The organism is Arthrobacter pascens, assembly GCF_017052465.1.
Lineage (GTDB): Bacteria > Actinomycetota > Actinomycetes > Actinomycetales > Micrococcaceae > Arthrobacter > Arthrobacter pascens.
This window is the reverse complement of record NZ_JAFHKT010000127.1, coordinates 36,959-61,012: the sequence shown is the minus strand read 5'-3', so window position 1 is coordinate 61,012 and position 24,054 is coordinate 36,959. Positions and strand designations below refer to the sequence as shown.

At 67.6% G+C, this 24,054-nt stretch carries 20 protein-coding genes and 1 riboswitch; of the genes, 14 read left to right on the top strand and 6 right to left on the bottom strand.

The features are described 5' to 3' along the window. Positions 1–17: 17 nt before the first annotated feature. The 8 genes from JYA52_RS08230 (at position 18) to JYA52_RS08195 (ending at position 10,343) form a co-directional block, all read left to right on the top strand. On the top strand, positions 18–3,092 hold the full coding sequence (locus tag JYA52_RS08230) for a Na+/H+ antiporter subunit A (RefSeq protein WP_205652719.1): 3,075 nt from the start codon (positions 18–20) through the stop codon (positions 3,090–3,092). Then, positions 3,089–3,661, top strand: a complete 573-nt coding sequence (locus JYA52_RS08225; protein WP_205652718.1) for a Na(+)/H(+) antiporter subunit C — start codon at positions 3,089–3,091, stop codon at positions 3,659–3,661. The genes JYA52_RS08230 and JYA52_RS08225 overlap by 4 nt, the downstream gene beginning before the upstream one ends. Then, a complete protein-coding gene (locus tag JYA52_RS08220; protein ID WP_205652717.1) occupies positions 3,658–5,289 on the top strand; it encodes a Na+/H+ antiporter subunit D in 1,632 nt (543 codons plus the stop codon). Before JYA52_RS08225 ends, JYA52_RS08220 begins: the two co-directional genes overlap by 4 nt. After that, positions 5,286–5,831, top strand: a complete 546-nt coding sequence (locus JYA52_RS08215) for a Na+/H+ antiporter subunit E (RefSeq protein ID WP_205652716.1) — start codon at positions 5,286–5,288, stop codon at positions 5,829–5,831. Before JYA52_RS08220 ends, JYA52_RS08215 begins: the two co-directional genes overlap by 4 nt. Next, the gene (locus JYA52_RS08210; RefSeq protein ID WP_205652715.1) at positions 5,828–6,106 is read left to right on the top strand and encodes an MrpF/PhaF family protein; all 279 of its coding nucleotides are present in this window, start codon (positions 5,828–5,830) and stop codon (positions 6,104–6,106) included. Before JYA52_RS08215 ends, JYA52_RS08210 begins: the two co-directional genes overlap by 4 nt. Continuing rightward, positions 6,096–6,497, top strand: coding sequence for a monovalent cation/H(+) antiporter subunit G (gene mnhG / locus JYA52_RS08205; RefSeq protein WP_205652714.1), 402 nt, complete (start codon positions 6,096–6,098; stop codon positions 6,495–6,497). The genes JYA52_RS08210 and mnhG overlap by 11 nt, the downstream gene beginning before the upstream one ends. Positions 6,498–6,619: 122 nt before the next feature. Next, positions 6,620–9,442, top strand: coding sequence for a PEP/pyruvate-binding domain-containing protein (locus JYA52_RS08200; protein WP_205652713.1), 2,823 nt, complete (start codon positions 6,620–6,622; stop codon positions 9,440–9,442). Between the two features lie 88 nt (positions 9,443–9,530). Beyond that, complete coding sequence (locus tag JYA52_RS08195) at positions 9,531–10,343, top strand: universal stress protein (RefSeq protein WP_205652712.1); 813 nt, start codon at positions 9,531–9,533, stop codon at positions 10,341–10,343. A gap of 12 nt (positions 10,344–10,355) precedes the next feature. Here JYA52_RS08195 and JYA52_RS08190 read toward each other — a convergent pair whose 3' ends face one another. From JYA52_RS08190 to JYA52_RS08175, 4 genes are all read right to left on the bottom strand, one after another. Next, positions 10,356–11,594, bottom strand: coding sequence for a TerC family protein (locus JYA52_RS08190; protein ID WP_205652711.1), 1,239 nt, complete (start codon positions 11,592–11,594; stop codon positions 10,356–10,358). A gap of 179 nt (positions 11,595–11,773) precedes the next feature. Next, entirely contained in the window at positions 11,774–12,049 is a 276-nt protein-coding gene (locus JYA52_RS08185; protein WP_205652741.1) for a hypothetical protein, read from the bottom strand. Between the two features lie 24 nt (positions 12,050–12,073). After that, on the bottom strand, positions 12,074–12,337 hold the full coding sequence (locus tag JYA52_RS08180; RefSeq protein WP_205652710.1) for a DUF4235 domain-containing protein: 264 nt from the start codon (positions 12,335–12,337) through the stop codon (positions 12,074–12,076). A 36-nt stretch (positions 12,338–12,373) separates the two neighbouring features. Continuing rightward, positions 12,374–12,925 carry a heme-degrading domain-containing protein gene (locus JYA52_RS08175; protein WP_205652709.1) on the bottom strand — a complete coding sequence of 184 codons (552 nt, stop codon included), beginning with the start codon at positions 12,923–12,925 and terminating at the stop codon, positions 12,374–12,376. A gap of 85 nt (positions 12,926–13,010) precedes the next feature. After that, a riboswitch (TPP riboswitch) is annotated at positions 13,011–13,152 on the top strand. Between the two features lie 71 nt (positions 13,153–13,223). Here JYA52_RS08175 and JYA52_RS08170 point away from each other — a divergent pair. Genes JYA52_RS08170 through JYA52_RS08160 form a run of 3 tightly spaced genes read left to right on the top strand, consistent with a single transcriptional unit; the run spans position 13,224 to position 16,296 of the window. Beyond that, complete coding sequence (locus tag JYA52_RS08170) at positions 13,224–13,844, top strand: ECF transporter S component (RefSeq protein WP_205652708.1); 621 nt, start codon at positions 13,224–13,226, stop codon at positions 13,842–13,844. Further along, positions 13,844–15,496 carry an ABC transporter ATP-binding protein gene (locus JYA52_RS08165; RefSeq protein ID WP_205652707.1) on the top strand — a complete coding sequence of 551 codons (1,653 nt, stop codon included), beginning with the start codon at positions 13,844–13,846 and terminating at the stop codon, positions 15,494–15,496. Before JYA52_RS08170 ends, JYA52_RS08165 begins: the two co-directional genes overlap by 1 nt. Beyond that, complete coding sequence (locus JYA52_RS08160) at positions 15,493–16,296, top strand: energy-coupling factor transporter transmembrane component T family protein (RefSeq protein ID WP_205652706.1); 804 nt, start codon at positions 15,493–15,495, stop codon at positions 16,294–16,296. Before JYA52_RS08165 ends, JYA52_RS08160 begins: the two co-directional genes overlap by 4 nt. Before the next feature lie 40 nt (positions 16,297–16,336). Here the strand turns inward: JYA52_RS08160 and JYA52_RS08155 are convergent, their stop codons facing one another. Further along, positions 16,337–17,302, bottom strand: coding sequence for a hypothetical protein (locus tag JYA52_RS08155; protein WP_205652705.1), 966 nt, complete (start codon positions 17,300–17,302; stop codon positions 16,337–16,339). A gap of 272 nt (positions 17,303–17,574) precedes the next feature. Between JYA52_RS08155 and JYA52_RS08150 the strand changes: the two genes are divergently transcribed. The 3 genes from JYA52_RS08150 to JYA52_RS08140 all read left to right on the top strand — a co-directional run bounded on the left by JYA52_RS08150 (position 17,575) and on the right by JYA52_RS08140 (position 21,348). Then, positions 17,575–19,098: a UDP-N-acetylglucosamine 1-carboxyvinyltransferase gene (locus JYA52_RS08150; RefSeq protein WP_205652704.1), complete on the top strand. Its 1,524-nt coding sequence runs from the start codon at positions 17,575–17,577 to the stop codon at positions 19,096–19,098. A gap of 148 nt (positions 19,099–19,246) precedes the next feature. Further along, positions 19,247–20,482 carry a glutamate--cysteine ligase 2 gene (locus JYA52_RS08145; protein WP_205652703.1) on the top strand — a complete coding sequence of 412 codons (1,236 nt, stop codon included), beginning with the start codon at positions 19,247–19,249 and terminating at the stop codon, positions 20,480–20,482. Between the two features lie 212 nt (positions 20,483–20,694). Then, positions 20,695–21,348 (top strand): aspartate/glutamate racemase family protein, encoded by a 654-nt coding sequence (locus tag JYA52_RS08140; RefSeq protein WP_205652702.1) that lies wholly within the window; start codon positions 20,695–20,697, stop codon positions 21,346–21,348. Between the two features lie 25 nt (positions 21,349–21,373). Here JYA52_RS08140 and JYA52_RS08135 read toward each other — a convergent pair whose 3' ends face one another. Further along, the gene (locus tag JYA52_RS08135) at positions 21,374–24,040 is read right to left on the bottom strand and encodes an AMP-binding protein (protein ID WP_205652701.1); all 2,667 of its coding nucleotides are present in this window, start codon (positions 24,038–24,040) and stop codon (positions 21,374–21,376) included. Between the last annotated feature and the right edge of the window lie 14 nt (positions 24,041–24,054).

Sequence of the window (24,054 nt, the reverse complement as noted above, 5' to 3'; positions counted from 1 at the left end):
ACTTTGCGGAGATAACAGTGATCACAGTCCTTGCCGTGCACTTTGCGGTTGCTGCTGTGGCGCCGTTCATCTTCCGGAAATTTGGCCGGAGTTCCTTTTATGCGCTGGCGGCAGTACCCGCCGGCTCATTCATCTGGCTGCTGCTGCAGCACGGCGCGGTCTATGCGACGGCAGGCCCGCACGGCAGCGGCAGCGGAGGTCACTCCAGCGAGGTCACCCCCTGGATCCCGGACCTCGGCATGGAGTTCGCCTTCCGCCTGGACGCCCTGGCGTGGGTCATGTCCCTGCTGGTGCTTGGTGTGGGCGCCCTGGTGCTGCTGTACTGCGCCCGTTACTTCAAGAACAAGGACCAGTACCTGGGCGGCTTCGGCGCCCAGCTGCTCGCGTTCGCCGGGGCCATGTTCGGCCTGGTCACGGCCGATGACCTGCTCCTGCTGTTCATCTTCTGGGAACTCACCACCGTCCTGTCATACCTCCTGATCGGCTATGCCCGCACCCGCCTGGCGGCACGGCGCTCGGCCCTCCAGGCGCTCATGGTCACCACGGCCGGCGGGCTGGCGATGCTTGTTGGCCTCATCATGCTGGGATCCGCCGCCGGAACGTACCGGATCTCGTCCATCCTGGAGCAGGCGCCGGACCTGGTCGCCGGGCCGGCAGCGGGCGCCGTTGGCGCCGCCGTCGTCCTGATTCTCATCGGTGCCGTGACCAAATCCGCGCTGGTCCCGTTCCACTTCTGGCTCCCGGGCGCCATGGCCGCACCCACCCCGGTAAGCGCCTACCTGCACGCCGCGGCGATGGTAAAGGCCGGCGTCTACATCGTGGCGCGCCTGGCGCCGGGATTCACAGAGACGGCGTACTGGCTGCCGCTGGTCCTGGGTCTGGGCCTCGCCACCATGCTGGTCGGCGGGTACCGTGCCCTGCGGCAGACCGACATCAAGCTCATCCTGGCCTACGGCACGGTCAGCCAGCTCGGCTTCCTCACCATGGTGGTGGGGCTGGGCAAGCCTGACGCTGCCCTGGCAGGCCTCGCCATGCTGCTGGCCCACGGCCTGTTCAAGGCAACACTCTTCCTCGTGGTGGGCATCATCGACCACCAGGCCGGCACCCGCGACATCAACAAACTGTCAGGCGTCTTCCAGTCCTCCCGCGCGCTCGCAGTCGTGGCCAGCATCGGTGCCGCTTCCATGGCCGGGGTCCCGCTGCTCGGCGGCTTCGTGGCCAAGGAATCGGTGCTGGAAGCATTCGTCCACTTTGCGGGCGAGCCGGGCTACGGGCCGTGGGGCGCGGTGGTCCTCGCCGGCGTGGTGCTCGGGTCAGTGCTGACCTTCGCGTACAGCGCCCGGTTCCTGTGGGGCGCCTTCGCGGTCAAGCCCGGGGTGGACCGCACCCCGTTCAAGCCGATCCAGCCGTCCTTCCTCGCAGCCCCTGCGGTCCTGAGCGTCCTCACCATCGTGTACGGCCTGTGGCCGGCGCCCGTGGACGGGTGGATCCAGCCGTACGCTGCCCTCTTCACCGAAGCAGCGTCCGACGCCGGCGCCGAGGCAGGTGCCGCCGGCCACCTTGCGCTGTGGCACGGGTTTACCCCGGCGCTCGGCCTGACCGCCGTCACCTTTGCCCTCGGTCTGGCCATGTTCTTCGCCCGCGGGGCGGTGGACCGCGCCCAGAGCCTGGTCCCGGACTGGATCGACGCAGACCGCGGCTACCGGCTGACCATCGGCGCCCTCGATGACGTGGCCGTCTGGTTGACGGGCCGCACGCAACGCGGTTCGCTGTACTTCTACCTTGCCGTGATCCTGACCGCGGCCTTCGTGCTTCCCCTCGCTGCGCTGGTCTCAGCGAACAAACCGCTGCCGGAGGGGCTGTACTTCATCGATCCTTACTCACCACTGCAGATCGTGGCGGGGGCAGGCATCGTGATCGGGGCGCTGGCCGCAGTCCGCGCCAACAAGCGCTTCCTGGCCGTGCTCATGGTTTCGGTGACCGGCTACGGCATTGCGCTGATGTTCGCCCTGCAGGGAGCGCCGGATCTCGCCCTGACCCAGATGCTGGTGGAAACCATCATCCTGGTGGCGTTCGTGCTGGCCATGCGGAGCCTCCCGGCAGAGCTGCGGGACCGCACGGGCGGCAAGTACCGGGTGGTCCGTGTGATCATCGGGCTGGCGTTCGGAGCCACCATGGTCTTCGCAGCGATCCACGCCATGGGCGCCCGGGTGGCCACACCTGTTTCGCTGGAATTTCCGGCGCTGGCGTACGAGGGCGGCGGTGGCCTGAACATCGTCAACGTGACCCTCGTGGACATCCGTGTCTGGGACACGTTCGGCGAGATCTCCGTGCTGGCCCTCGCCGCAACGGGAGTGGCCAGCCTGATTTTCCTCCGCGGCCGCGGCGACGGCATCCGTGCGTCGTCCACGGTGGAGGAGGGCACCGTGGGCCGGCGCCGCGGAGTGGACAAGTCCTCGCGCGACGGCGCCGCCCTCGCATTGACCCGCAAGTTCGCCGCCGCCACCCGGGACGCATGGCTTGTGGCCGGCCGGACGCTGGCTCCGGAGCGGCGCTCCATCATCTTCGAGGTGGTTACGCGGCTCATGTTCCACTCGATGATCATTTTCTCCCTCTACCTGCTGCTGGCCGGGCATAACCTTCCCGGCGGCGGATTCGCGGGAGGGCTCATGGCCGGCCTGGCTCTCACGCTGCGGTACCTGGCCGGCGGCCGCTACGAGCTTCGTGAGGCCACCCCCATCAGCGCCGGAATGCTGCTGGGCCTGGGCCTCGCAACGGCCGCGGCGTCCGGCGTCGCCCCGCTCCTGCTGGGCGGCCAGGTGTTCCAGAGCGCCATCATCGAGTTGTGGCTGCCGGTCTTCGGAGATATCAAATTTGTCACGTCCACCATCTTCGACACGGGTGTGTACATTGTGGTGGTCGGGCTGGTGCTGGATGTGCTGCGAAGCCTGGGGGCTGAGATCGACGAACATTTCGAGGAACAGCCCGCGGACACCCGGCCGTCCCGGCGCGCGGAGCCGGCAGAGGTGCACCCCGCGGCTGACTGGGAAGCCGCTGCCGTCCCCGCGGACACCTGGAGGGGAGAGGCATGAGCGTCAACCTCACCCTGCTGACCGTCATGGGTGCCCTCTATGCGTGCGGCATTTACCTCCTCCTCGAACGCAGCCTCACCCGCGTTCTGCTGGGGCTGATGCTGCTGGCCAACGCCACCAACCTGCTCATCCTGGCCACCGGCGGCTATGCCGGCCTGGCGCCGTTTTACAGCAAGGACACGGAAGCGGCCGCCTACAACGATCCCCTGCCGCAGGCCCTGATCCTGACGTCCATCGTGATCTCCTTCGCCGTCACGGCCTTCATGCTGGGCATCATCTACCGGACCTGGGTGCTGGCCCGCCAGGATGAGATCCAGGACGACATCGAGGACCGCCGCGTGGCGGCGACCCCCAGCTTCGATGCCGAGGACGACGCCGTCATCCCGATGGAAACGTCAGAGTTCCCGCTCACCATGCTCGGCGCCGACGGCGGGGGAGTGTCGGACGCCCCCATCCCGGATTCTCCCGTACCGGCCGGTGGCCGTGACATCTCCGGGGAAGCCGCCGCGCGGGAAGAAAAACCAGGTTCCGCCACCATCGACAAAAAACCGGAAGGAGGCGGAACGTGAGCCTGACAAGCCTGGCCCCGCTCGCCGTCGTTCTTCCCATCCTGGGCGCGGCCCTGACGTTCGTGCTGATCCGGCATTCGCGTGCGCAGCGGGCAGTGAGCATCGCGCTGCTGTCCCTGACGCTGCTGCTCGAGTGCCTGCTGCTCGCCTCGGTCTGGAACGGGGGAACCGAGGCGGTGAACATCGGCGGGTGGCTGCCGCCGTGGGGAATCGTGCTGGTGGTGGACCAGTTCTCCTCCCTGATGCTCGTGGTGTCGTCCGCGGTGAGCCTCGCCGTCCTCGTGTACGCCACCGGGCAGGGCATGGCCGACGGCGACCAGGACGCGCCGCTGTCGATTTTCCACCCGACGTACCTGATCCTCGTGGCGGGGGTTTCCAACGCGTTCCTGTCGGGGGACCTGTTCAATCTTTATGTCGGCTTCGAGATCCTGCTGACAGCCAGCTACGTGCTGATGACCCTGGGCGGCACCGGCCCGCGCATCCGTGCCGGCGTCACCTACGTGGTGGTCTCGGTGGTGTCCTCCGTGCTGTTCCTCATCGCCATCGCCATGATCTACGGCGCCACGGGCACCATCAACATGGCGGATCTGGCCATCAAACTGGCCGAGCTAGACCAGGGAACCAAGACGCTCCTGCACGTCATGCTGCTAGTGGCGTTCGGCATCAAGGCCGCCGTGTTCCCGCTGTCCTTCTGGCTGCCCGACTCCTATCCCACGGCACCGGCCCCCGTGACGGCCGTGTTCGCGGGCCTGCTGACCAAGGTGGGCGTGTACGCCATGGTGCGGACCGAAACGCTGCTGTTCCCGGGCGACACGCTCAATACGCCGCTGATGATCGCCGCCCTGCTGACCATGGTGGTGGGAATCCTCGGCGCCATCGCCCAGAGCGACATCAAGCGTCTCCTGTCCTTCACCCTCGTCAGCCACATCGGCTACATGGTGTTCGGGCTGGCCATGTCCTCCGTTGCGGGCCTCGCCGCTGCCGTGTTCTACGTGGCCCACCACATCACCATCCAGACCAGCCTCTTCCTCGTGACGGGGCTGATCGAGCGCCGCGGCGGAAGCTCGTCAGTGGACCGCCTCGCCGGGCTCGCGAAGCTGTCCCCGATTCTGGCACTGCTGTTCTTCGTCCCCGCCATGAACCTCGCAGGCATCCCGCCGTTCTCGGGTTTCCTTGGCAAGCTCGGCCTCATGCAGGCCGGAATCCAGCTCGGGACGCCCCTGGCATACACGCTCGTCGTCGGCGGCGTGCTGACGAGCCTGCTGACACTGCTGGCGGTGGCGCGGGTATGGAACCGTGCGTTCTGGCGGAAGCCCGAGGACGCCGAACATCCCGACCCCGTGCTGCTTGCCGACGCCACGGATTCGCCGGCGGGCCTCCGGACCGGCAAACGCGGCCTGATCCTGCTGCCCCGGACGATGGTGGGCTCCACGCTGGGGCTGGTGGTGCTGGGCGTGGCGCTCACGGTCTTCGCCGGCCCGCTCTTCCGGGTGGCCGGCCAGTCCGCTGACGCCATGCTGGACCGATCCGAGTATATCCACGCGGTGCTCGGCCAGCAGGCGCCGGTACCGCACCTTGCCCTCAACAGCGCCCTCAACGGCAGTGCGCCGGGCGGTGGCGGGAAATGAGCCGGAGGAGGATTTCCCTGCGGCAGGAACTGCCGCTGCTCGTGTGGCTCGTTATCGTCTGGGGCGCCTTGTGGCAGGACTTCACCCCGGGCAACCTGCTGTTCGGAGCCCTGCTCGCCGTAGCGGTGGCCCGCTTGTTCTACCTGCCGCCGGTGGAGCTGAGCGGACGGTTCAGCGTCCTTCGCGCCATCCCGTTCGCCGTGCAGTTCCTTGGCCGGGTGGTGGCCGCCAGCTTCCAGGTCTTCTATCTGGCCGTGGCGCAGGGTCCCAGGGTGACCAACGCCGTCGTCGCCGTTCCGCTCCGGAGCCACTCGGACCTGATGGTGACCGCCACAGGGCACGTGATCTCCCTGATCCCGGGATCGCTCGTGGTGGAGGTGGACAGGTCAACCTCCACGCTGTACATCCACGGCCTGAACGTCCGGAACGCCGACGACGTGCGGAAGCTCCGCAAGGAGGTGCGGGACACCGAGGCAGGGCTGATCCGCGTCATGGGGACCAAAGAGGAACTTGAAGCACTGAACCTGGAGGCCGCCACGTGATGGAACTCGTCCTGACCGTCACCGCCGTGGTGTTGTCGCTCGCCGCCGCGGGCGCCATCGTGCGGATTGCCCGCGGACCGTCGCTGCTGGACCGCGTGCTGGCTGCCGACGTGCTGCTTGCCATCCTGGGCGCGGCACTGTGCATCGACATGGCCGTGAACAGGCACCTGAACAATCTGATGCTGCTCGTTGCGGTATCGGTCATCGGGTTTATCGGCTCGGTGACCGTGGCGCGCTTCGTGGCCGACCGGCGGGAGCAGCTCAATGAATCCTGATGCCAGTGCCGTGGATACCGCCGTCGATGTGGTGTCCGCCGTCTTCATGATCGTGGGGGCGGTGATGTCCCTTGCAGCGGCGATTGGCCTGCTGCGGTTCCCGGACCTGATGAGCCGCATGCACGCCGCCACCAAGCCCCAGGTGCTCGGGCTGTTCCTGCTGCTGGCTGCCGTGGGGCTGCAGCTTCGCACATGGTGGGTGTGGCCCGTACTGCTGGTGGCCTGGATCTTCCAGCTGCTCACCGTGCCGGTCTCGGCGCACATGGTGGGCCGGGCCGGCTACCGCACCAAGCACCTCCACAGGGAACTGCTCAGCACGGATGAACTTGAGGCCGTGGTGCTCAAGGCCGCCGAGGCGGCCAGGGAACAGGATTCCGACGGCGGCCGCTGACTCAGCCCGCAACGCCCCGGCGGCTGTCCCGGTTTCGTGGGATATTGCGCGGCCTCCGCTCTGGGTCTAGCGTGATCGGCATCCTCAACGGTGAGGCCGCGGACAGTTCGCAGGAGCAAAGTATGGACCACCCGGGCAAGGATTCCGCCCGTCACGATTCCCAGGACAGGCTCGTGGTGGAGCTGCACCACCTTGGGTTCCAGCCGCTCGCCCGCGTGGGCGGGAAGGCGCTGAATCTCGGCAAGATTGCTGCTGCCGGGCTTCCGGTGCCCGCCGGATTTTGCCTGACCACCTCCGCCTACCGCTCGGCTGTGTCGGCGGAAGTGGGGGTCCTCGCGGCCCGTCTCGAGAGCCTCGATCCCGGGGATGCCGAACACCTGAGCAGGCTTGCACTGGAGGCCAGGGAACTCGTTAACGCGGCACCGATGCCGCCGGAGGTGGATGCCGCCGTCCGTACCGCCTACGCTGCCATGGGCACCGCGGGGCGGGAGCAGGGGAAGGGCGGCGGGCCGGCCGTGGCCGTGCGCTCCTCCGCCACGGCCGAGGACCTGCCTTTCGCCAGCTTTGCCGGTCAGCAGGACACCTTCGTGGACGTCACCGGGGCCGACGGGGTGCTGGATGCGGTTCGCCGCTGCTCGGCGTCGCTCTGGAGCGACCGGGCGGTGGTGTACCGGGCAGCCAACGGGATCAGCCAGCGCGAGGTGAGTCTCGCCGTCGTCGTTCAGGATTTTGTGGAAGCCGCGGCGGCGGGCGTCCTGTTCACCGCCAATCCCGTGACCGGAACCCGTGGCGAGACGGTGATCGACGCCCACCGGGGAGCCGGACAGGACGTGGTCTCCGGCGCGGTCAATCCCGATCATTTCCAGATCCACACGGCCAGCGGCCGGCTGGTGGCCGGGACCCACCACGACGGTATCCAGCACGACGGCGGCGCGCGCCGGCCGGTTCTGGACGCGCAGCAGCTCCGCGAACTCACTTCGCTCGGCACGGCCGTCCAGCGCCTCCTCGGTGCACCCCAGGACGTGGAATGGGTCATTGACCGCAGCGGAACGGTCTGGCTGACCCAGTCGCGTCCCGTCACCACGCTGTATCCGCTGCCCGTGCCCCTGCCAGTGCCACTGCAAGCGGGGAGTCCCGCCGCCGGATTCATGCCTGGCTCCGAGGACTACGCGGAAACGCCGGCCGGAGAGGAGACCCGCGTCTACCTGTGCGGCTCACTCCTGCAGGGCCTGACCCGGCCCATCACCCCCATGGGGCTCACCGCGCTGAACCTCATGCGGGGCGACCAGGGGCCGTGGCGGCAGTACGCCACCCCCGGTTTGCGGCTCTACGTGGACCTGACCCCCGCCTTCCACAGCAAACGCGGCAGGCAGACACTGCTGAAGGCGCTTCCCCTGGCGGACGGCAGGTCCGCCGCCCTTCTCCCGGCGCTGATGGAGGATCCCCGCTTCGCTGTCCGGAAGGAGCGGCACGCCGGTAACCGCAACCAGCAGCCCAAGGGCCAAAGGAAGCGCAGCGCCCGCGGCGTGCGGAACTTTGCCACGACGGCCATGATGCTGCCCGCCATGGTCCGGGCGGTGGTGCGGCCGGAAGCGGAGCTACGCCGTGCGCATGCCTACGGGAAGCGGCTCCAGGCCGGCGTGGCCAGCAACGCAGCCGCTGCAACCAGCGAACAACGGCTCGATTATGTCGAAGGGGCCATGCACGGGACGGTCGAGGAACTGATCGGCGCAACCCTGCCCGCCCCCGCCGCCGGCTACCTGCTGTTGGCCGACGCCCGCCGGCTGCTTCGCGGCATCGTAGAGCCCAGGGAGCTGGAAGCCGTCCTTCGCGGGCTGCCGCACAATGTCACCACCGAAATGGATCTGGAACTGTGGCGACTGGCCGCGTCACTGGGCAGGCATCCCGATTCCCGGGCGGCCTTCCTCGGAAAAAGCCCGGAGGACCTCGCCCGGGATTACAGTGCCGGCACGCTTCCCGCACCGGCGCAGAATGCTATTCGCGGGTTCCTGGGCAAGTACGGCCACCGGGCGGTGGGGGAAATCGACCTCGGGATGCCGCGGTGGTCAGATCATCCGGACCATGTCCTGGGCATGATCGCCAACTATCTCCGCGTGGAGGACCCGGAGCAGGCCCCGGACCGGCAGTTCGCCCGCGCCGCCGAACAGGCGGAGGCCGCCATGCGCCGCATGGTCGGAAAGGCCCGGGCGAAGGGGAGGCTCCGGAGCCGGCTGGTGGGCTTCTGCCTGCACCGAACCAGGCAGTTGGCTGGTCTGCGGGAGCTGCCGAAGTTCAACATCGTGGTGATCCTGGGTGAGATGCACCGGCAACTCGCCGAGGTGGGCAAGGACCTGGCCGGAACACAGCGGATTGCGGCCCCGGAGGACGTCTTCTTCCTCACCTTCGACGAACTCCGCGTGGGGCTGCGGGGCGCCGACCTGTCCGGCATCGTGGGCAGCCGCCGCCGGCAATACGATCTGGAACTGCGCCGGCGGCACATTCCCCGCCTGCTGCTCTCCGACGGGACCGACGTCGAGGCTGCGCTGGCGCCCACGGCGGAGCCCCCCTCAGAGGGAGTGCTGACGGGCACGCCCGCCTCCGCCGGCACTGCCACCGGCAGGGTGCGCGTCATCCTGGACCCCGTTGGCGCGCACCTGGAACCCGGGGAAATCCTGGTGGCGCCCTCCACGGATCCGGGCTGGACACCGCTCTTCCTGACGGCCGGAGCCCTGGTCATGGAGATGGGCGGAGTGATCTCGCACGGGGCAGTCGTGGCCCGCGAGTACGGCATTCCTGCCGTGGTGGGCGTCCCGGACGCCACCACCCGCCTGCACACCGGCGCTGCGGTGACGGTGGATGGGGCGGCGGGAACCATCTCACGGTCCGAGAAACTGGACGTGCTGCAGCCCTCTCGCGGGGAAGATCCAGGGACATGGGGGCGTTAAATTCAATAGGACCAGCGAGCGGCACGGAGGCCTTCCGCGGGGTCCGCGTGAGCTGGCGTGGGGAGTCAGGGGGCCGGTAACAATGGGCATGAAGGTAGCAGTCGGCTATGACGGCTCGGACCAGTCCAAGCTGGCCCTCAGCTGGGCCGCGGAGTATGCGTTGGCATCGCAGGCCGTCCTGCGCCTCGTCCACGCGTGGATTTGGCCCATGTTCACCCACGACGTGGGACCCGTGAAGGGAGTTGCCGACAGCGGGTTGCGGCACGCAGCCGAGGCAATTCTCTCCGAGGGCGTGGACGTTGCCCGCGGGATCGCCCCCGATCTGGAAATCGAGCCGCGGATGGTCGCCGGCCTGCCCGCGGATGTGCTGCGCCGGGAATCCCTCGATGCGGACCTGCTTGTGGTGGGCAGCCGCGGCCTGGGAGGCTTCCTCGGCAAGCTGGTCGGTTCCGTGTCCGTCGGCTTGGCGGCCACGTGTCCCGCCTCGGTGGTGGTGGTCCGCGCCGCGCGTGAGGAGGGAAAACCGGTGATCGCCTGCGTGGACGGGCACCTGAGGAGCAGCAAGGTCCTTGAACAGGCAGTCAGCGCGGCGCAGACCCTGCAGACGAAGTTGCGGATTGTCCACGTGGACCCGCCGATGCCGGCCTGGGGGCGTCACTCGCCCTCGCAGTTTCATGGCCGTGACGTCCTGCGCAACGCCATGCTCCACGTACAGGGGCTCGACCCAGGACTGGCTGTGTCGGAGGAACTTCTCTCCGGTCACTCCGTGTCCGCCGTGCTGGTCGACGCGGGGGCTGATGCTGAACTGCTGGTATTGGGTGCACGCCGGCGCGAAGGCCATCCAGGAACCTTGGCCAGCGTTCTGACCCACGCACACTGCAACGTCATGATCGCCAGATAACAGCTGCGTGGCTCAACGGCTGCCGTTGTCCGGTCCGTCGAAGCGGTCCTGCTTCGGGTGGTCCTTTGCCGGGGTGTTCTCATCGTGTTGCTGGCGGGCCTGGGCGATCAGCTCCATCACTTCCTTTTCGTCCTTTGCCGGTTTCCGGTGTTTGGGTCCGATCCTGCGGAGCTGCTGCTCTTCCGCGAGCAGTTTCGCGAAGATCCGGTTCCGTTCCCCGGGGTCCGCGGTGTAAGCGGGGTCCAGGTAGTTGACGACATCGCGGCGGGCGGCGGAAACGGCCGCTCGAACCTTCCCGCGCGGACTGAGCAGGGACGCCAGAACGGTGACGCCCAGCACGGCAGTGATCACTGTCAGCGACAGCGCAGTATCGAACTCGACTACCGGCACCGGTTCGCCGTCATTGATGAACGGCACGTTGTTTTCATGCAGGGCATGGAGCATGAGTTTCACGCCGATGAATCCCAGGATCAGCGCCAGACCGTAGGAGAGGAAGATGAGCCGGTTCAGCAGGCCGTCGATCAGGAAGTACAGCTGGCGAAGGCCAAGGAGCGCAAACGCGTTCGCCGTGAACACGATGAAGACGTCCTGGGTCAGGCCAAAGATCGCCGGGATCGAATCCAGCGCGAAGAGAATGTCGGTGCCGGCGATTGCGACCATCACGAGCAGCATCGGTGTCAGGGTGCGTTTGCCGTCCTGCAGCGTGAGCAGCTTGTCGCCGTCGTAGTAGTCAGCGGTGTGAAACAGCCGCTGGGTTAGCCGGGTCATGATGTTGTCCGCGGATTTTTCCTCCGTGCCTTCGGGCCTGAACATGTTGCCCGCGGTGATCAGCAGGATCAGTCCGAAGAGATAGAAGACCCAGGCGAAGGTGGTGATCAGCGCAGCCCCGAGGAGAATGAAGACCGTGCGCGCAACCAGCGCAAACGCTATGCCGAACAGCAGCACCTTCTGCTGGTCTTCGCGCGGCACCCCAAAGCTGTTCATGATCACCAGGAAGACGAACAGGTTGTCCACTGACAGCGCCTTCTCGGTGATGTAGCCCGCGAAATACTCTGCGCCGGGTGATGCCCCTCCGAAGACGGAAACTCCGAGCCCGAAGCAGAGCGCGATCCCCACATAGACCGAGGACCAGATGACCGCTTCCTTGAGAGTTGGAATGTGCGCGCGGCGGACGTGGAAAATGAAGTCGAAGACCAGCAGCGCAACGATTCCTGCGACGGTCAGCACCCATATCAGTGGAGGAACGTCCATCATTCCTGCTCCCAGTAGCCGGTGAAGGCACGGCAGGATGATGCAGCGCGTACGGGAGCTGCACCGCTTCCCGCCTTGCGGAAAGGCTACCTCCTATTGCGGCTCCGGCGTACTCCGCCCTGAACGTGATGCCGCGGAGGAACAGCAGACCGGCCAGGGCTGGCGGTCAGGAACGTCCCTTAGAGGGCAGGCTCGCGGCTGCCGCTGATTGAAAAGCAGCCGTCACCGTCCCCGTCATCACGTGAGATGTAGGTGGTGAAGTCAGCAAGCGACATGAAGCAGTAGAAGTCGCTGTAGCGGTAGTTCGATTTTTCTGCCTTCGTCGCCACTGTGATCATCACTTTCGCAGTCGAGGTTTTGGTTGCCTGTTGCGTCCATGATGTGTGGCCCCGATCAAGGTTTGCGGCGGTTGGCTGCAGCGTTTGGTCAAGACTTGGGAAGAGTTTGCGCAGCACGAGGCAGCGCCGCCGGCCTTGCTGCTAGACGATGTCCTGGGACTTGGCGAAGCGGGTGATGGCCCGTTGCGTGCCGCGGTTGGCCAGCACCTGGATGACGGCGCTGACTGATGCGGAAATGAGGGCGAATGTCAGGGCCGTTCGCAGCGTGGTGGGGACGTCGTCCTTGTCGCCCTTGGGGGGCTTCCGGCCGGTGACCTTTTCCCAGATGGTATCCACGGCCTTGGTGCCGGCGAATCCTGCCAGCAGGCTGACGCCAGTGCCAAGCAGCTTGATGAAGAAACTCATTCCGGAACTCCTTGCGTCACGAATACTGGTCTTCCCCTAGCCTAGCCGCATGGAACGGTGGATTTCCCGCAGCGCCTGAACTACCAGGTCGTGGTCCGCCACCTGCGGCAGCCCGGAGACCGTTACGACCGCCACGGCTCCGACCCCGCGCACGTACACGGGGAAGGCCCCGCCGTGGGCAGCGTAGGTTGACTGGTCGAACCACGCATTGTCCTCGATCCTGCCCCCGCCCAGCCGGCCGCGCAGGCCCACCAGCAGGGACGGCTCCTCGTAGCGCGCCGCAGTCCGCTGCTTGGCCCGCACCCAGCCCTCGTTGTCCGGTGTGGCGCCCTCGAGCGCCACATGGAAGAGAACCTGGTCCCCCTTGATGATGTCGATGGCAATGGGCAGATTGCCTTCCTTGCCCATTTCAACCAGCTGGAGCCCCAGCGCCAGGGCATCATCCTTGCTGAACCGGGGGAACTGCAGCTCGGCCATTTCCCCCTCAATCCGCCCGATCATGGCCTCCAGGGCGCCTCCGGGCTGTTCCTCCGGAGAGTCGGGGTCAAAGGCGGGCGCGGCGTTGCTGCCGGAATCCTCATGCGTCATGGCCCCAATGTACCCGGAATGTGACTGCAGCCCAGGGCTGCCGGGGCTGTACCGGTGTAAACTGGATCAGCCCACAAGGGCAGATTTATTACGACAGGGGAGCGCCGCCGTCGGGCATCACTGGCATTGCCAGGGAACCGCGGAAGGGCGCTGAGAGTGCGGACAGCCGCAGACCCTCGAACCTGATCCGGCTAGTACCGGCGCAAGGGAGTCGAGTTCTCAGAGTGTCCGGCAGCAGGCAGTCCCACCGCCCGCAGCCGGGGAGCGCTTTCCCCTCCTGATCCTCAGGAGGACCATCATGACAACTGCAGCAATCAAGAAGACCGGTTACAACTGGCGCGTGGCCGACATCGTCGTGGCGGCACTGATCGCCGTCGCCGGCGGCGTGATCTTCTGGGCCTGGTCCCAGGGCGCCAACCTCATCTCCGCCCCCATCAACGCGGTCTACCCGCCGCTCACCGGCCTCTACGCCGGCGGCTGGATGATCCCGGCGGTGCTCGGCATGCTCATCATCCGCAAGCCCGGCGCGGCGCTGTTCTGCGAAGCCGTGGCCGCCACCGGTGAGCTGATCATGGGATCCCAGTACGGCACCACCGTGCTGATCTCCGGCATCCTGCAGGGCCTGGGCGCGGAACTCGTGTTTGCAGCCTTCAGGTACAAGAAGTTCAACCTGCCCGTTTCGCTGCTGGCCGGCGCAGGCGCAGGGCTGTTCTGCGGCCTGAACGATGCGTTCGCTCCCTGGGGCTGGAACATCGCCTACGCGGCCGGGGACAAGCTGGCCTACATCATCTTCACCGCCATCTCGGGCGCCATCATCGCCGGTGCGCTGTCCTGGATCGCCACCCGCGGGCTGGCCAGGACCGGGGTGCTGAGCTCATTCGCGTCCCGCAAGGCAGCTACGGAGCCCGTCTTCAACTGATGCCCCGAGAACACGACGGCGGTGTCCGCCCCGCCGCGGTCACCGCCCGCGGCTGGGGCTGGCGCCACGCCGGCCGCACCACACCTGCCGTCAACGCCCTGGACCTGGACATCCGCCCGGGGGAGCGGGTGCTGCTCCTGGGGCCCTCGGGCGCCGGCAAATCCACCCTGCTGCACGCCCTCGCCGGCGTGCTGGGTGACAGCACCTCCGGAAGCAGCACAGCCGACGACGGCGGGTCCGCCGACAGCGACGACGCGGACGAAAGCGGCAGCCTCCTGATCGACGGCGAGCCGCCGCGCGCCCAGCGCGGCCGCGCCGGACTCGTGCAGCAGGACCCCGAAACGCAGGTGGTCCTCTCCCGCCTCGGCGACGACGTCGCCTTCGGCGCCGAAAACCTCTCGGTGCCCCGCGACGCCATCTGGAGCCGCGTGCACGAGGCATTGGACGACGTCGGGCTCGCGCACCTTCCGCTGGACCACCCGACGTCGGCCCTGTCCGGGGGCCAGAAGCAGCGCCTCGCGCTGGCCGGCATCCTGGCGATGCGCCCCGGGCTCATCCTGCTGGACGAGCCGACCGCCAACCTGGACCCGGCAGGCGTCCTGGAGGTCCGCGATGCCGTGGGCCGCTGCCTCGACAAGACCGGCGCAACGCTGGTGGTGGTGGAGCACCGGGTTGCGGTGTGGAAAGACCTCGTGGACCGGATCATCGTGCTGCAGCCTGGCTCTGCCACGCAGCCGGCCGTGCTGATCGACGGCACTCCCGACCAGGTCCTGGTGCAGGCGCGCGAGATGCTGATCGCCGCCGGGGTCTGGGTTCCGGGCTACGTTCCGCCCACCCGGCAGCGGTCGCCCGGCGGCCTCGCAGGCGCGAGGAACCAGCTGGACGTCGCGCCCGGCCAGCTGCTCCTCGCGGCCGAGGGCGTCAGCGTTTCCCGCGAGCGTCCGCGGAGACGCGGCTTCACGTCCGTTCCGCCGCAGCCCGTGCAGCGGAACATCACGGCGCAGGTCCGCGCCGGTGAAGCGTTGACCATCACGGGGGCCAACGGTGCGGGCAAATCCACGTTCGCGCTGACGCTCGCCGGCCTGCTCCCTCCTATCGAGGGCAAGGTGTCCGCCGCCGTGGAGCTGAGCCGCGGAGCCGGAATCGATCCCTACAAGTGGCGGGCCGAACAGCTGATCGCCAGGATCGGCACGGTCTTCCAGGAACCTGAGCACCAGTTCGTCACCGGCCGGGTCCTCGACGAGCTGCAGTTTGGCCCGCGGCACCTGGGCCACGGCGAAGAGCGGGTGGACGAACTGCTCGAAAGGCTGCGGCTGACCGACCTCGTGGACGCCAACCCGTACACGCTCTCGGGCGGGGAAAAGCGGCGGCTCTCGGTGGCCACCGTCCTGGCGGCCCACCCGCAGGTCCTGATCCTCGACGAGCCGACGTTCGGCCAGGACGCCAACACCTGGGCGGAGCTCGCCTCCTTCCTGTCCGAACTGCTCGACGCCGGCACCGCCGTGGTGTCAGTGACGCACGACCAGGAATTCACCCAGGTGCTGGGCGGCACCGAGCTCAAACTGGGCGCACCGGAACTCCGTGCCCCCGGCGTCGGTCCGTCCGGCGTGGGTCCGTCGGGCGTCGGGACACCGAAGGCGGCCACTCCATGAGGGCCGCCCTGACAATTGCCGGGAACCGGGCCCTGCTGACCCGGGCCAACCCGCTGGCCAAACTCGCGGCCGTCTTCCTCATCACCCTGGTCCTCGCGCTGTCGATCGACTGGATGTCCGCCTCCGTGGCACTGGCCTGCGAACTGCTGCTCTTCCCGCTGGCTGGCCTTACGTTGACGCTCCTCTGGCAGCGCGGCTGGCCGCTGATCGTCGCGGCCGCCGTGGGCGGCTGGAGCACCTCAATCCTCGCGCCGGACAGCGGAGGGATACTGCTCGACGTCGGAATCTGGTCCATGAGCGAAGGCTCCCTTGAGCTGGGGCTGGGTTTCCTGCTCCGGGGCCTGGCGATTGCGCTGCCGGCGGTGCTGCTCATGAGCTGCACCGACCCCACCGACCTCGCCGATGCGCTGGCGCAGAAGGCCCGCCTGCCGCACCGCTTCGTCTTGGGAACGCTGGCGGCCATGCGGCTCGTGGGCCTCATGGCGGAGGAATGGCAGACCATCGGCATGGCCCGGCGTGCCCGCGGCGTTGGATCCCGCGGCAACCCGTGGCAGCGGCTGCGCGCCACCCTGGGCCAAAGTTTCGGGCTGCTGGTCCAGGCCATTCGCCGCGCGACCCGCCTCGCCGTCACCATGGAGGCCCGCGGCTTCGGCGGTGCGGGCAGGACCTGGGCCCGCGGATCGACCTACAGCAGCCTGGACGTCTGGGTGCTGCTCGGCGGACTGGCAATCGCGGCCGGCGCCGTGGTTGCCGCCGTATGGGCGGGCACGTGGAACATGGTGTGGCTGGAGGGGCCGTAGGTTTACATTCCGCGCGCCGCCGTGCCGCTCCGGGCCGTGCCTAGATGCAGGAGTAGTTGTAGTCGAAGCCCTTGGCGACGAACTGCGTGAGCGTGACTTTACCGCCGGAGGTCAGGGGAGGGAGCGAGCAGTTGCTCTTGGCTCCGTCCACGGTGTGGGCACCGGCGAGCCAGCTGGGCAGGCTGTAGAGGCTGCTGTCTTCGCTGACGGTGCCGACGATCTGCCCCCACTGCGAACCTGTCGAGTAGACGCCCACCGCCGCGCCTATGCTGTGGAAGAAGTCCGTCATGCCTTCGAGGTCTGCCCTGTTGGCGTTTTGGTCCCGGGACCACGTGTTGCCGGTCTCCACGTCCAGCCACCACAGGTATTCCTCCGGGTCCGAGACGGTGCGGAGGAAGGCGTCGTCGAAAGCCTTGGCGTAGCCGTACATGTACGCGCAGGCTGCGTCTTCCCCTCCGGTGCAGGTACCGTAGGGGTTGGCAACAGTCTGGCCGCCGTAGTCGTTGCTTCTCGGCCACCAGGATCCGTCATGACCGGGGTTGGCCGTGTTGACGTATAGGGCGACCTCGGGCTGCGCCGTCCCGCCCAGTGCGGTCTCTGCCCACTCCAGCTGCTCGTGCAGGCACGGGTTGGTGGTGTTGGCCAGCCCGTTGTTGACGCCGACGATCGCGAAGGCCGGGTCCTCGGGGAGCGCCGCGGTGCATTGCGGCCAGGACACGTCGTTGCCCAGCAGTGGTGTGCCGCCCCACGACGGACCAGCAGGCTGCGCCTGCGTGGTCGGGGCCGGCACCGAGGATGTGGGATCGGGGGTTGCCGCCGGAGCAGGGCCGGTGGCAGATGTCGCCGGGGACGGCTGGGTCACGGATGACCTTGGCGGCGAGCCGTCGTCCAGGCGGGGGCCGGGGACGAATCCCACCGCCGTCGCGATCAGGAAGGACAGCAGGGCGGTGGCCTGTTGCCTGGTTGGGCGCTTGTTGCGGAGCGCCGCGGAACTGAAAAAGGACACGGCGGCCTCCCATTCCTCAATCCGGCCGCAACCGCTAAGTGCTAGCTTGCTCCCGAGTCGTTCCTTGGTCAAGGCCCCCGCGCAAGCGGAGCGGACCGGTGCGCAGGGCCCGTGCCAGCCGCGCCGCGGCTGGACCTCCCGCCCCGTTGCGACTGCAGCCGGTAGACTGGCTTTTATCGCATGAGGCGGGTAGTCTGCCGCTTTAGGGCCATTCTACGGCTGTAGAGGGTGCATTTCTCGCTGAAATAGATCACTTATGATATTTTTGAACCATGACACAAGAGACTGCCGAACACGTTGGCCTCCTGCTCCGCGACGCCCGCGGAGAGAAGGGCTGGACCCAGGGCCAGCTCGCCGCTGAACTCGGAACCAGCCAAAGCGCCGTGGCACGAATGGAGCAGGGCAAGCAGAATCTGAGCCTTAAGATGATCCAGCGCCTGGAGACGATCTTCGGCCGCAGCATCGTCAACCTCGGCAAGTCCCAGATGACCCACCTCCGCGTGGAAGGGGGCCGGACACTCTCCGGCTCCGTTGACGTCAACACCAGCAAGAATGCCGGCGTCGCGCTCCTTTGCGCCAGCCTTATCAACCGCGGCACCACCACCCTGCGCCGCCTGGCCCGCATCGAGGAAGTCAACCGGATCGTCGAGGTCCTGAGCAGCATCGGCGTCGAATGCACGTGGCTCAACGACAACGATCTCCAGCTCCGCCGGCCCGCCGAGCTGGACCTGGAGTCCATGGATGTTGAGGCCGCGCGCCGCACCCGCAGCGTGATCATGCTTCTCGGCCCGCTGCTGGATGAGGCGGATGAATACCGGCTGCCCTACGCCGGCGGCTGCGACCTGGGGACCCGCACCGTGGAGCCGCACATGCAGGCGCTGCGGCAGTTCGGGCTGTCCGTGGAAGCCACTGCAGGCTTCTACACCGTGCAGGCGCCCCCGTCCGACGTCCTCGACCGTTCTTTCGTGCTGACAGAGCGCGGCGATACCGTCACCGAAAACGCCATCATGGCTGCTGCCCACCGCTGCGGCACCACGGTCATCCGCAACGCCAGCCCCAACTACATGGTGCAGGACCTCTGCTTCTACCTGGAGAGGCTGGGAGTCGAGATCGAGGGCGTCGGCACCACCACGCTGAAGATCACCGGCAAACCGGCCATCGACGTCGACATCGAATACTTCCCTTCGGAAGACCCCATCGAGGCCATGAGCCTCATCACCGCCGGGATCGTCACCAACTCGGAGGTGACCATCCGCCGGGTGCCCATCGAATTCATGGAGATCGAGCTGGCCACGCTGGAGCAGATGGGCCAGCAGCTGGAGGTGTCAGGGGAGTACATGGCCCGCAACGGCCGCACCCGGCTCGTGGATGTGACCACCAAACCCTCGGAGCTGCGGGCGCCGGAGGACAAAATCCATCCCATGCCGTTCCCCGGGCTGAACATCGACAATCTGCCGTTCTTCGCCGTGATCGCGGGCAACGCCGAGGGCCAGACAATGATCCATGACTGGGTCTACGAGAACCGGGCCATCTACCTTACCGAGCTGAACAAGCTCGGGGCACGCGTGCAGCTCCTGGATCCGCACCGCATCTACGTGAACGGTCCCACCCGGTGGCGCGCCGCGGAGGTGGGCTGCCCGCCGGCCCTGCGCCCGGCCGCCTGCCTGCTGCTGGCCATGCTCGCGGCGCGGGGCGTGTCCGAGCTGCGGAACATCTACGTGATTGAGCGCGGCTATGAGGATCTGGCCGAGCGCCTGAACACCATCGGCGCCAAGATCGAGTACTTCCAGGACTGACCGACAGCGCGAACGGACACTTAAGCCCCGCCGTCGGGCGCGAACGGACACTTAAGCCCCCGCGAACCCGGAGGATCAGGGCCTTAAGTGTCCGTTCGCGCTTCGTCATGTCCGGGACGTTTTGGCTGGTCTGACGGACAATGTAGGCATGCGGACTTTTGGGGTCGAGGAAGAACTGCTGATTGTGGACCCGGAGACCGGGGAGCCACTCGCGCTCGCTGACGCCCTGCTCGCCGGCCGGAAGCTCGCCGCCGACGACGCCCCTGACAAGCCGCGCTTCTTTGAGTCCCAAGGCGAAACCGGGTTCGACGACAGCGGGATGGGCCTGAGCTTCGAGCTCAAGCTCGAGCAGATCGAAACGCAGACCCGCCCGTGCCTGGACTACGACGAACTGCTCCGGCAGATCCGCGCCGGCCGTTCCATGGCGGATGCGGCCGCCCAGAAACAGAGTGCGCGGGTGGCTGCGCTGGCCACATCCCCGCTCGCCCTGGCCAGCCACACCACACCGGACCCCCGCTACGCGCGCATGCTGGAGCGTTTTGGCCTGACGGCACGGGAGCAGCTCACCTGCGGCTTCCATGTCCACACCTATATCGAATCGCAGGATGAGGGCGTGGCGATTCTGGATCGGATCCGGGACAAATTGGCAGTGCTGACGGCGATCAGCGCCAACTCGCCGTTCTGGAACGGGCTTGAAACCGGTTTTGAGAGTTACCGGACCCAGGCCTGGAACCGGTGGCCGACCGCCGGCCCCTCAGGCATCTACGGCAGCCTCTCCGCGTACCGGCGGGTGGTGACCCGTCTGCTGGAGAGCGGCGTGATGCTCGACGAGGGCATGATCTATTTCGATGCGCGGCTGTCCCGCAACCATCCCACCGTGGAGGTCAGGGTCGCCGACGTCTGCCTCCGCGCCGAGGACGCAGCGCTGATCGCCGTCCTGGTGAGGGCGATGGTGGAATCAGCCGGCAGGGAAGCACTTGAAGGGGTCGAACCCGCGCCGGTCCCCACCGTGCTGCTGAGGATGGCCTCGTGGCAGGCCAGCAATTTCGGTCTCTGCGGCGAGCTGCTGGATTTCGGCAGCTTCCGTCCGGCGCCGGCCGCCGACGTCGTGAACTCCCTGGTGGATTACCTGGAACCTGTGCTGACCGAGCAGGGCGAGCTGGAGCTTGTGCGCTCGGGGGTCGCGTCGATTCTGGAGCGCGGAACCGGGGCCGCGGAGCAGCGCAGCGTGCGGCAGACGGTGCTGGAGAAAGGCGCGCCCGACGACGGCGGGCTGGGTGCCGTCGTCGCCCACGCCGTGCGGGCCACACTCCGGGGGACGGCTGGCCAAACTGATCCGGACGCGGAGCCCGCGCCCGAGCTGCTGCGCGTCCGCCAGCCCTGATCGCCCTGATCCCCCTGATCCCGGAAGCGCGAACGGACACTTAAGCCCCCAACGCGAACGGAAATTGGGGCCTCAAGTGTCCGTTCGCGCTGTTCGATTGGTTGCGGAGTGGCGTGGCGTTCGTGTTTCCGATGGTCATTTCCCCGCAAACCCCAGGAAATATTGACTGGCTACGGTGGAACCACAGGATCCATTTGGGGAAGGCATGAATCATGCGTGTAGGTGTCATCCGGGCTTTGACGACGTCAGACCGGCGTCTGCTCAATTCGCACGGGAAGCTGCTGCAGGAATCGTTCGGCTTCGATGTGATGTCGCGGTGCATTCCCGGCCAGCCGTCAGGTGTCTACAACGCGGAGTCGCTCCGGGCGGCCGTTCCGAAGGTTGTGGAGTTGGCCCTCGAGATGGCCGGCGACGTTGACGCCCTGATCATCAGCTGCGCTGCCGATCCTGGCCTCGCCGAGGTGCGCTCCGTGGTGCGCATCCCGGTGATCGGCGCGGGGTCCGCTGCCGCGGCGGCTGCGCTCACGTTCGGCGGGCGCGTGGGCGTGCTGGGGCTCAAAGACGCGGTGCCTGGTCCGATTTCGGAGGCACTTGGGGACCGCATGCTGCTGATCGACGGTCCGGGGAATGTGGAAACGCCAGAGGGTTTTCTTATGCCGACAGGCATTTTTGACTCCCTGGCCGCCGCCCACATGCTGGTTGACGCGGGAGCAGACGTCATCGTGGAGGCGAGTACCGGGCTGACAAGCATCGGCATGGCGGACGTGCTGCGGCGCCGGCTGGGGATACCGGTGATTGACCCCGTCATGGCCGCCGGTTCCATGCTCATCTCTGCGGTGGCGGCACGGGAGCTCCAGCCGGTCTAAACGGCCAGGCGGCCGGCTACGCCGCTTACGCCGCGGCCCCGGCGCGGTGCCCGGCGGAGGTGCCTGCGCGGGCGATCCGCCAGCGGCTCACCATGCCCATCACCCGCATGGACAGCGCCCAATACGCCACGCCGGCGGCCAGCGAGGCAGCAACAGCCAACGCCGGACTGACCGGGGCGAGCGGCGGATAGACCAGCCAATGAACCAGATATGCGTAGAGTGAGGCGCTGGCCAGCATGACGGTCAGCCCTCGCAAACCCCTGGGCACGGGGATGCTCCGCAACCAGATCAGCAGCAGGAGCCCGGCGAGCAGTGTCCCCTCGCGGGTCGCGTTCTCGAAGAAGCCGGGGACGGTCAGGACTGCAAGGACAGACACCGCGCACCGCTGGCCCACGTTCCGGGTCCGCGCAATGGCCCACCCGAGGGCGAAGAGCCACAGTGCGGGGGCGGTGTTCGGCACTCCGGGATCGATCAGCTCAAAGCGGGTGAGCAGCCCGACGCCGGTCAGCGCCAGGGGGAAGAGCAGTGGAAAGCGCTGCTCGGCCCGGCTTGCCCAGGGGATGGCGAGCAGGGCTGTCATCGCCACCAGGATGTACACCAGCACCTCGACGAACCAGAAATGCCACTGGGTGGTCACCGCTTCCGGCCCGATGATGGCGTTGAGCAGCAGGATGTTGGCGAGGCTGTAGCGGTCGGTGACCAGGTAGGCGACGGCGATGAAGGCCATGCTCGGTATCACCACCCTGGCCAGGCTGGTGAGCTGCCTTCGCAGCCGGGGAAGGCGCGCGCCGGCAACCTGGAACCGGGCGAAGTTGTAGCCAGCCACGGCCATGAGAACGTGCGCCGTACCCTGCCAGCTGAAGAGACCCACGTGCGTGCCGACGATGCACACAATCGCGACCGCCCTGAGGACGATGCCGGTCTCGAGCGGCGCGAAGAACCGCCGGATTTTACGGCGCGGCACACTGCGGGGACGCGGCTCCAAATCGCGGACCGGCGTGACATGCCAGTCTGCGGGAAGGTGGCCCAGCACCTGCTCGAGCCTGACGGAGGCCGCCACGTAGGACAGCGAGTCGCCGCCGAGGCTTACGAACGTATCGTCGTCGCCGACGTCGGTACATTCGAGCGTCTCGGCGAAGATGGTCCTGACGTTCCCCGCGCTTTTTACAGCCGCGCCCGTCGGTCCGGCCGCGCCCGTCGGTCCGGCCGCGCCCGTCGGTCCGGCCGCGCCCGTCGGTCCTGCCGCGCCCGTCGGTCCGGCCGCGCCCGTCGGTCCGGCCGCGCCCGTCGGTCCTGCCGTCCCGGCCGGTCCGGCCGCCGGCCGTCGGAGCGCCAGGACCGCGGGGTAGTCCAGTTTGCCGGTGCCCAGCCGGGGGAGGTGTTCGACGGCGTGGATCTCCAATGCCGTCCGCGGCAGCCCCAGCCCTTGCGCCAGGACCTTGCCCAGCAGCCGAGTGTCGTGGTCGCCTTCAACGGCGACCACCAGTCCTTCGTCCGTTCCTGCGCTGGCGGCCTGGACTCCGAGGTCGGCCAGGATCCTCTCGACCTGCCCCAGATCGACGCGCAGTCCCACGATTTTCACGAACCTGCTGCGCCTGCCCACCACTTCGTACACTCCGGTGGGGTGCCTGCGGGCCAGGTCCCCGGTGCGCAGTTCAGGGATGGTCCGGCCCAACGCCAGGTCGCCGGGACGTTCCGCGTAGCCCAGCATGACGTTCGGTCCGGTGTACACGAGTTCCCCGTCCGCGAGCCCGGGGACGGAGTCGATGCGGAAATCCCCGCCGGGTACCGGGATGCCAATGGCGCCGGGCACGGTAGTGGCCAGTTCCGGCGGCAGGTAGGCCATCCGGGCGGTGGCCTCCGTTTGGCCGTACATGACGAACAGGTCCCAGCCGTTCCGGCGTCCCAGCTCGGCGTAGCTGCGCACCTTGTCGGGCGCGAGCCGGCCGCCGGCCTGGGTGACGTAGCGCAGGCCGGGCAGTGCCATGTCGGAAAAGCCGACCCGCTCCAGGAGTTCAAACGTGTACGGAACTGCCGCGAAGGACGTTGCACCGTGGTGACGGAACAGGTCCCAGAAGCAGGGGTCAACCACGGACAGGTCGGTGAGGACGAGCCCGGCGCCGCGAAGCAGATGGCTGTTGATCACCGACAGCCCATAGCAGTAGGACATCGGCAGGGTGGTCATCGCCCGGTCCCCGGCGCCTATGCGGAGGTATTCGGCGATGGACTCAGCGTTGGCCTGCAGGTTCTTGTGGGAGAGCCGCACGAGCTTGGGCGAGCCGGTGGAGCCTGACGTGCTGAGCAGCAAGGCGAGGTCGGGGTGCAGTTCGTGCAGCGTGCCCGGCCTGCGCTCCTCCAGGACCGTGCTTCCGCCGCCGGGACGCAGGACGACGTCGGGATCGTACGCAGCGACAATCGAATCGAGGGCTGCAGGCTTGTCCTCAGGCAAAAGGATCAGCGGGTGGCCGGCCACGAGGGCGGCCAGGTACGCCACGAGCGAGTCAAGGTCGTTCGCTGCCGCCAGCGCCACCAGGCGGCGGACGGGCCCCAGCCGGCGTGCCATCGCGGTGACGCGGTCTGCCAGCTCCCGGTAGGTCAGGGATCCGTTGGCGGAGAGTATGGCGGGGCTGTCTCCGTAATTTGCCAGATCCGCGGCAAAGGACGCCCGCGCGAAATCAAGCTGCGTGGTCATTCGGCGATTTTATT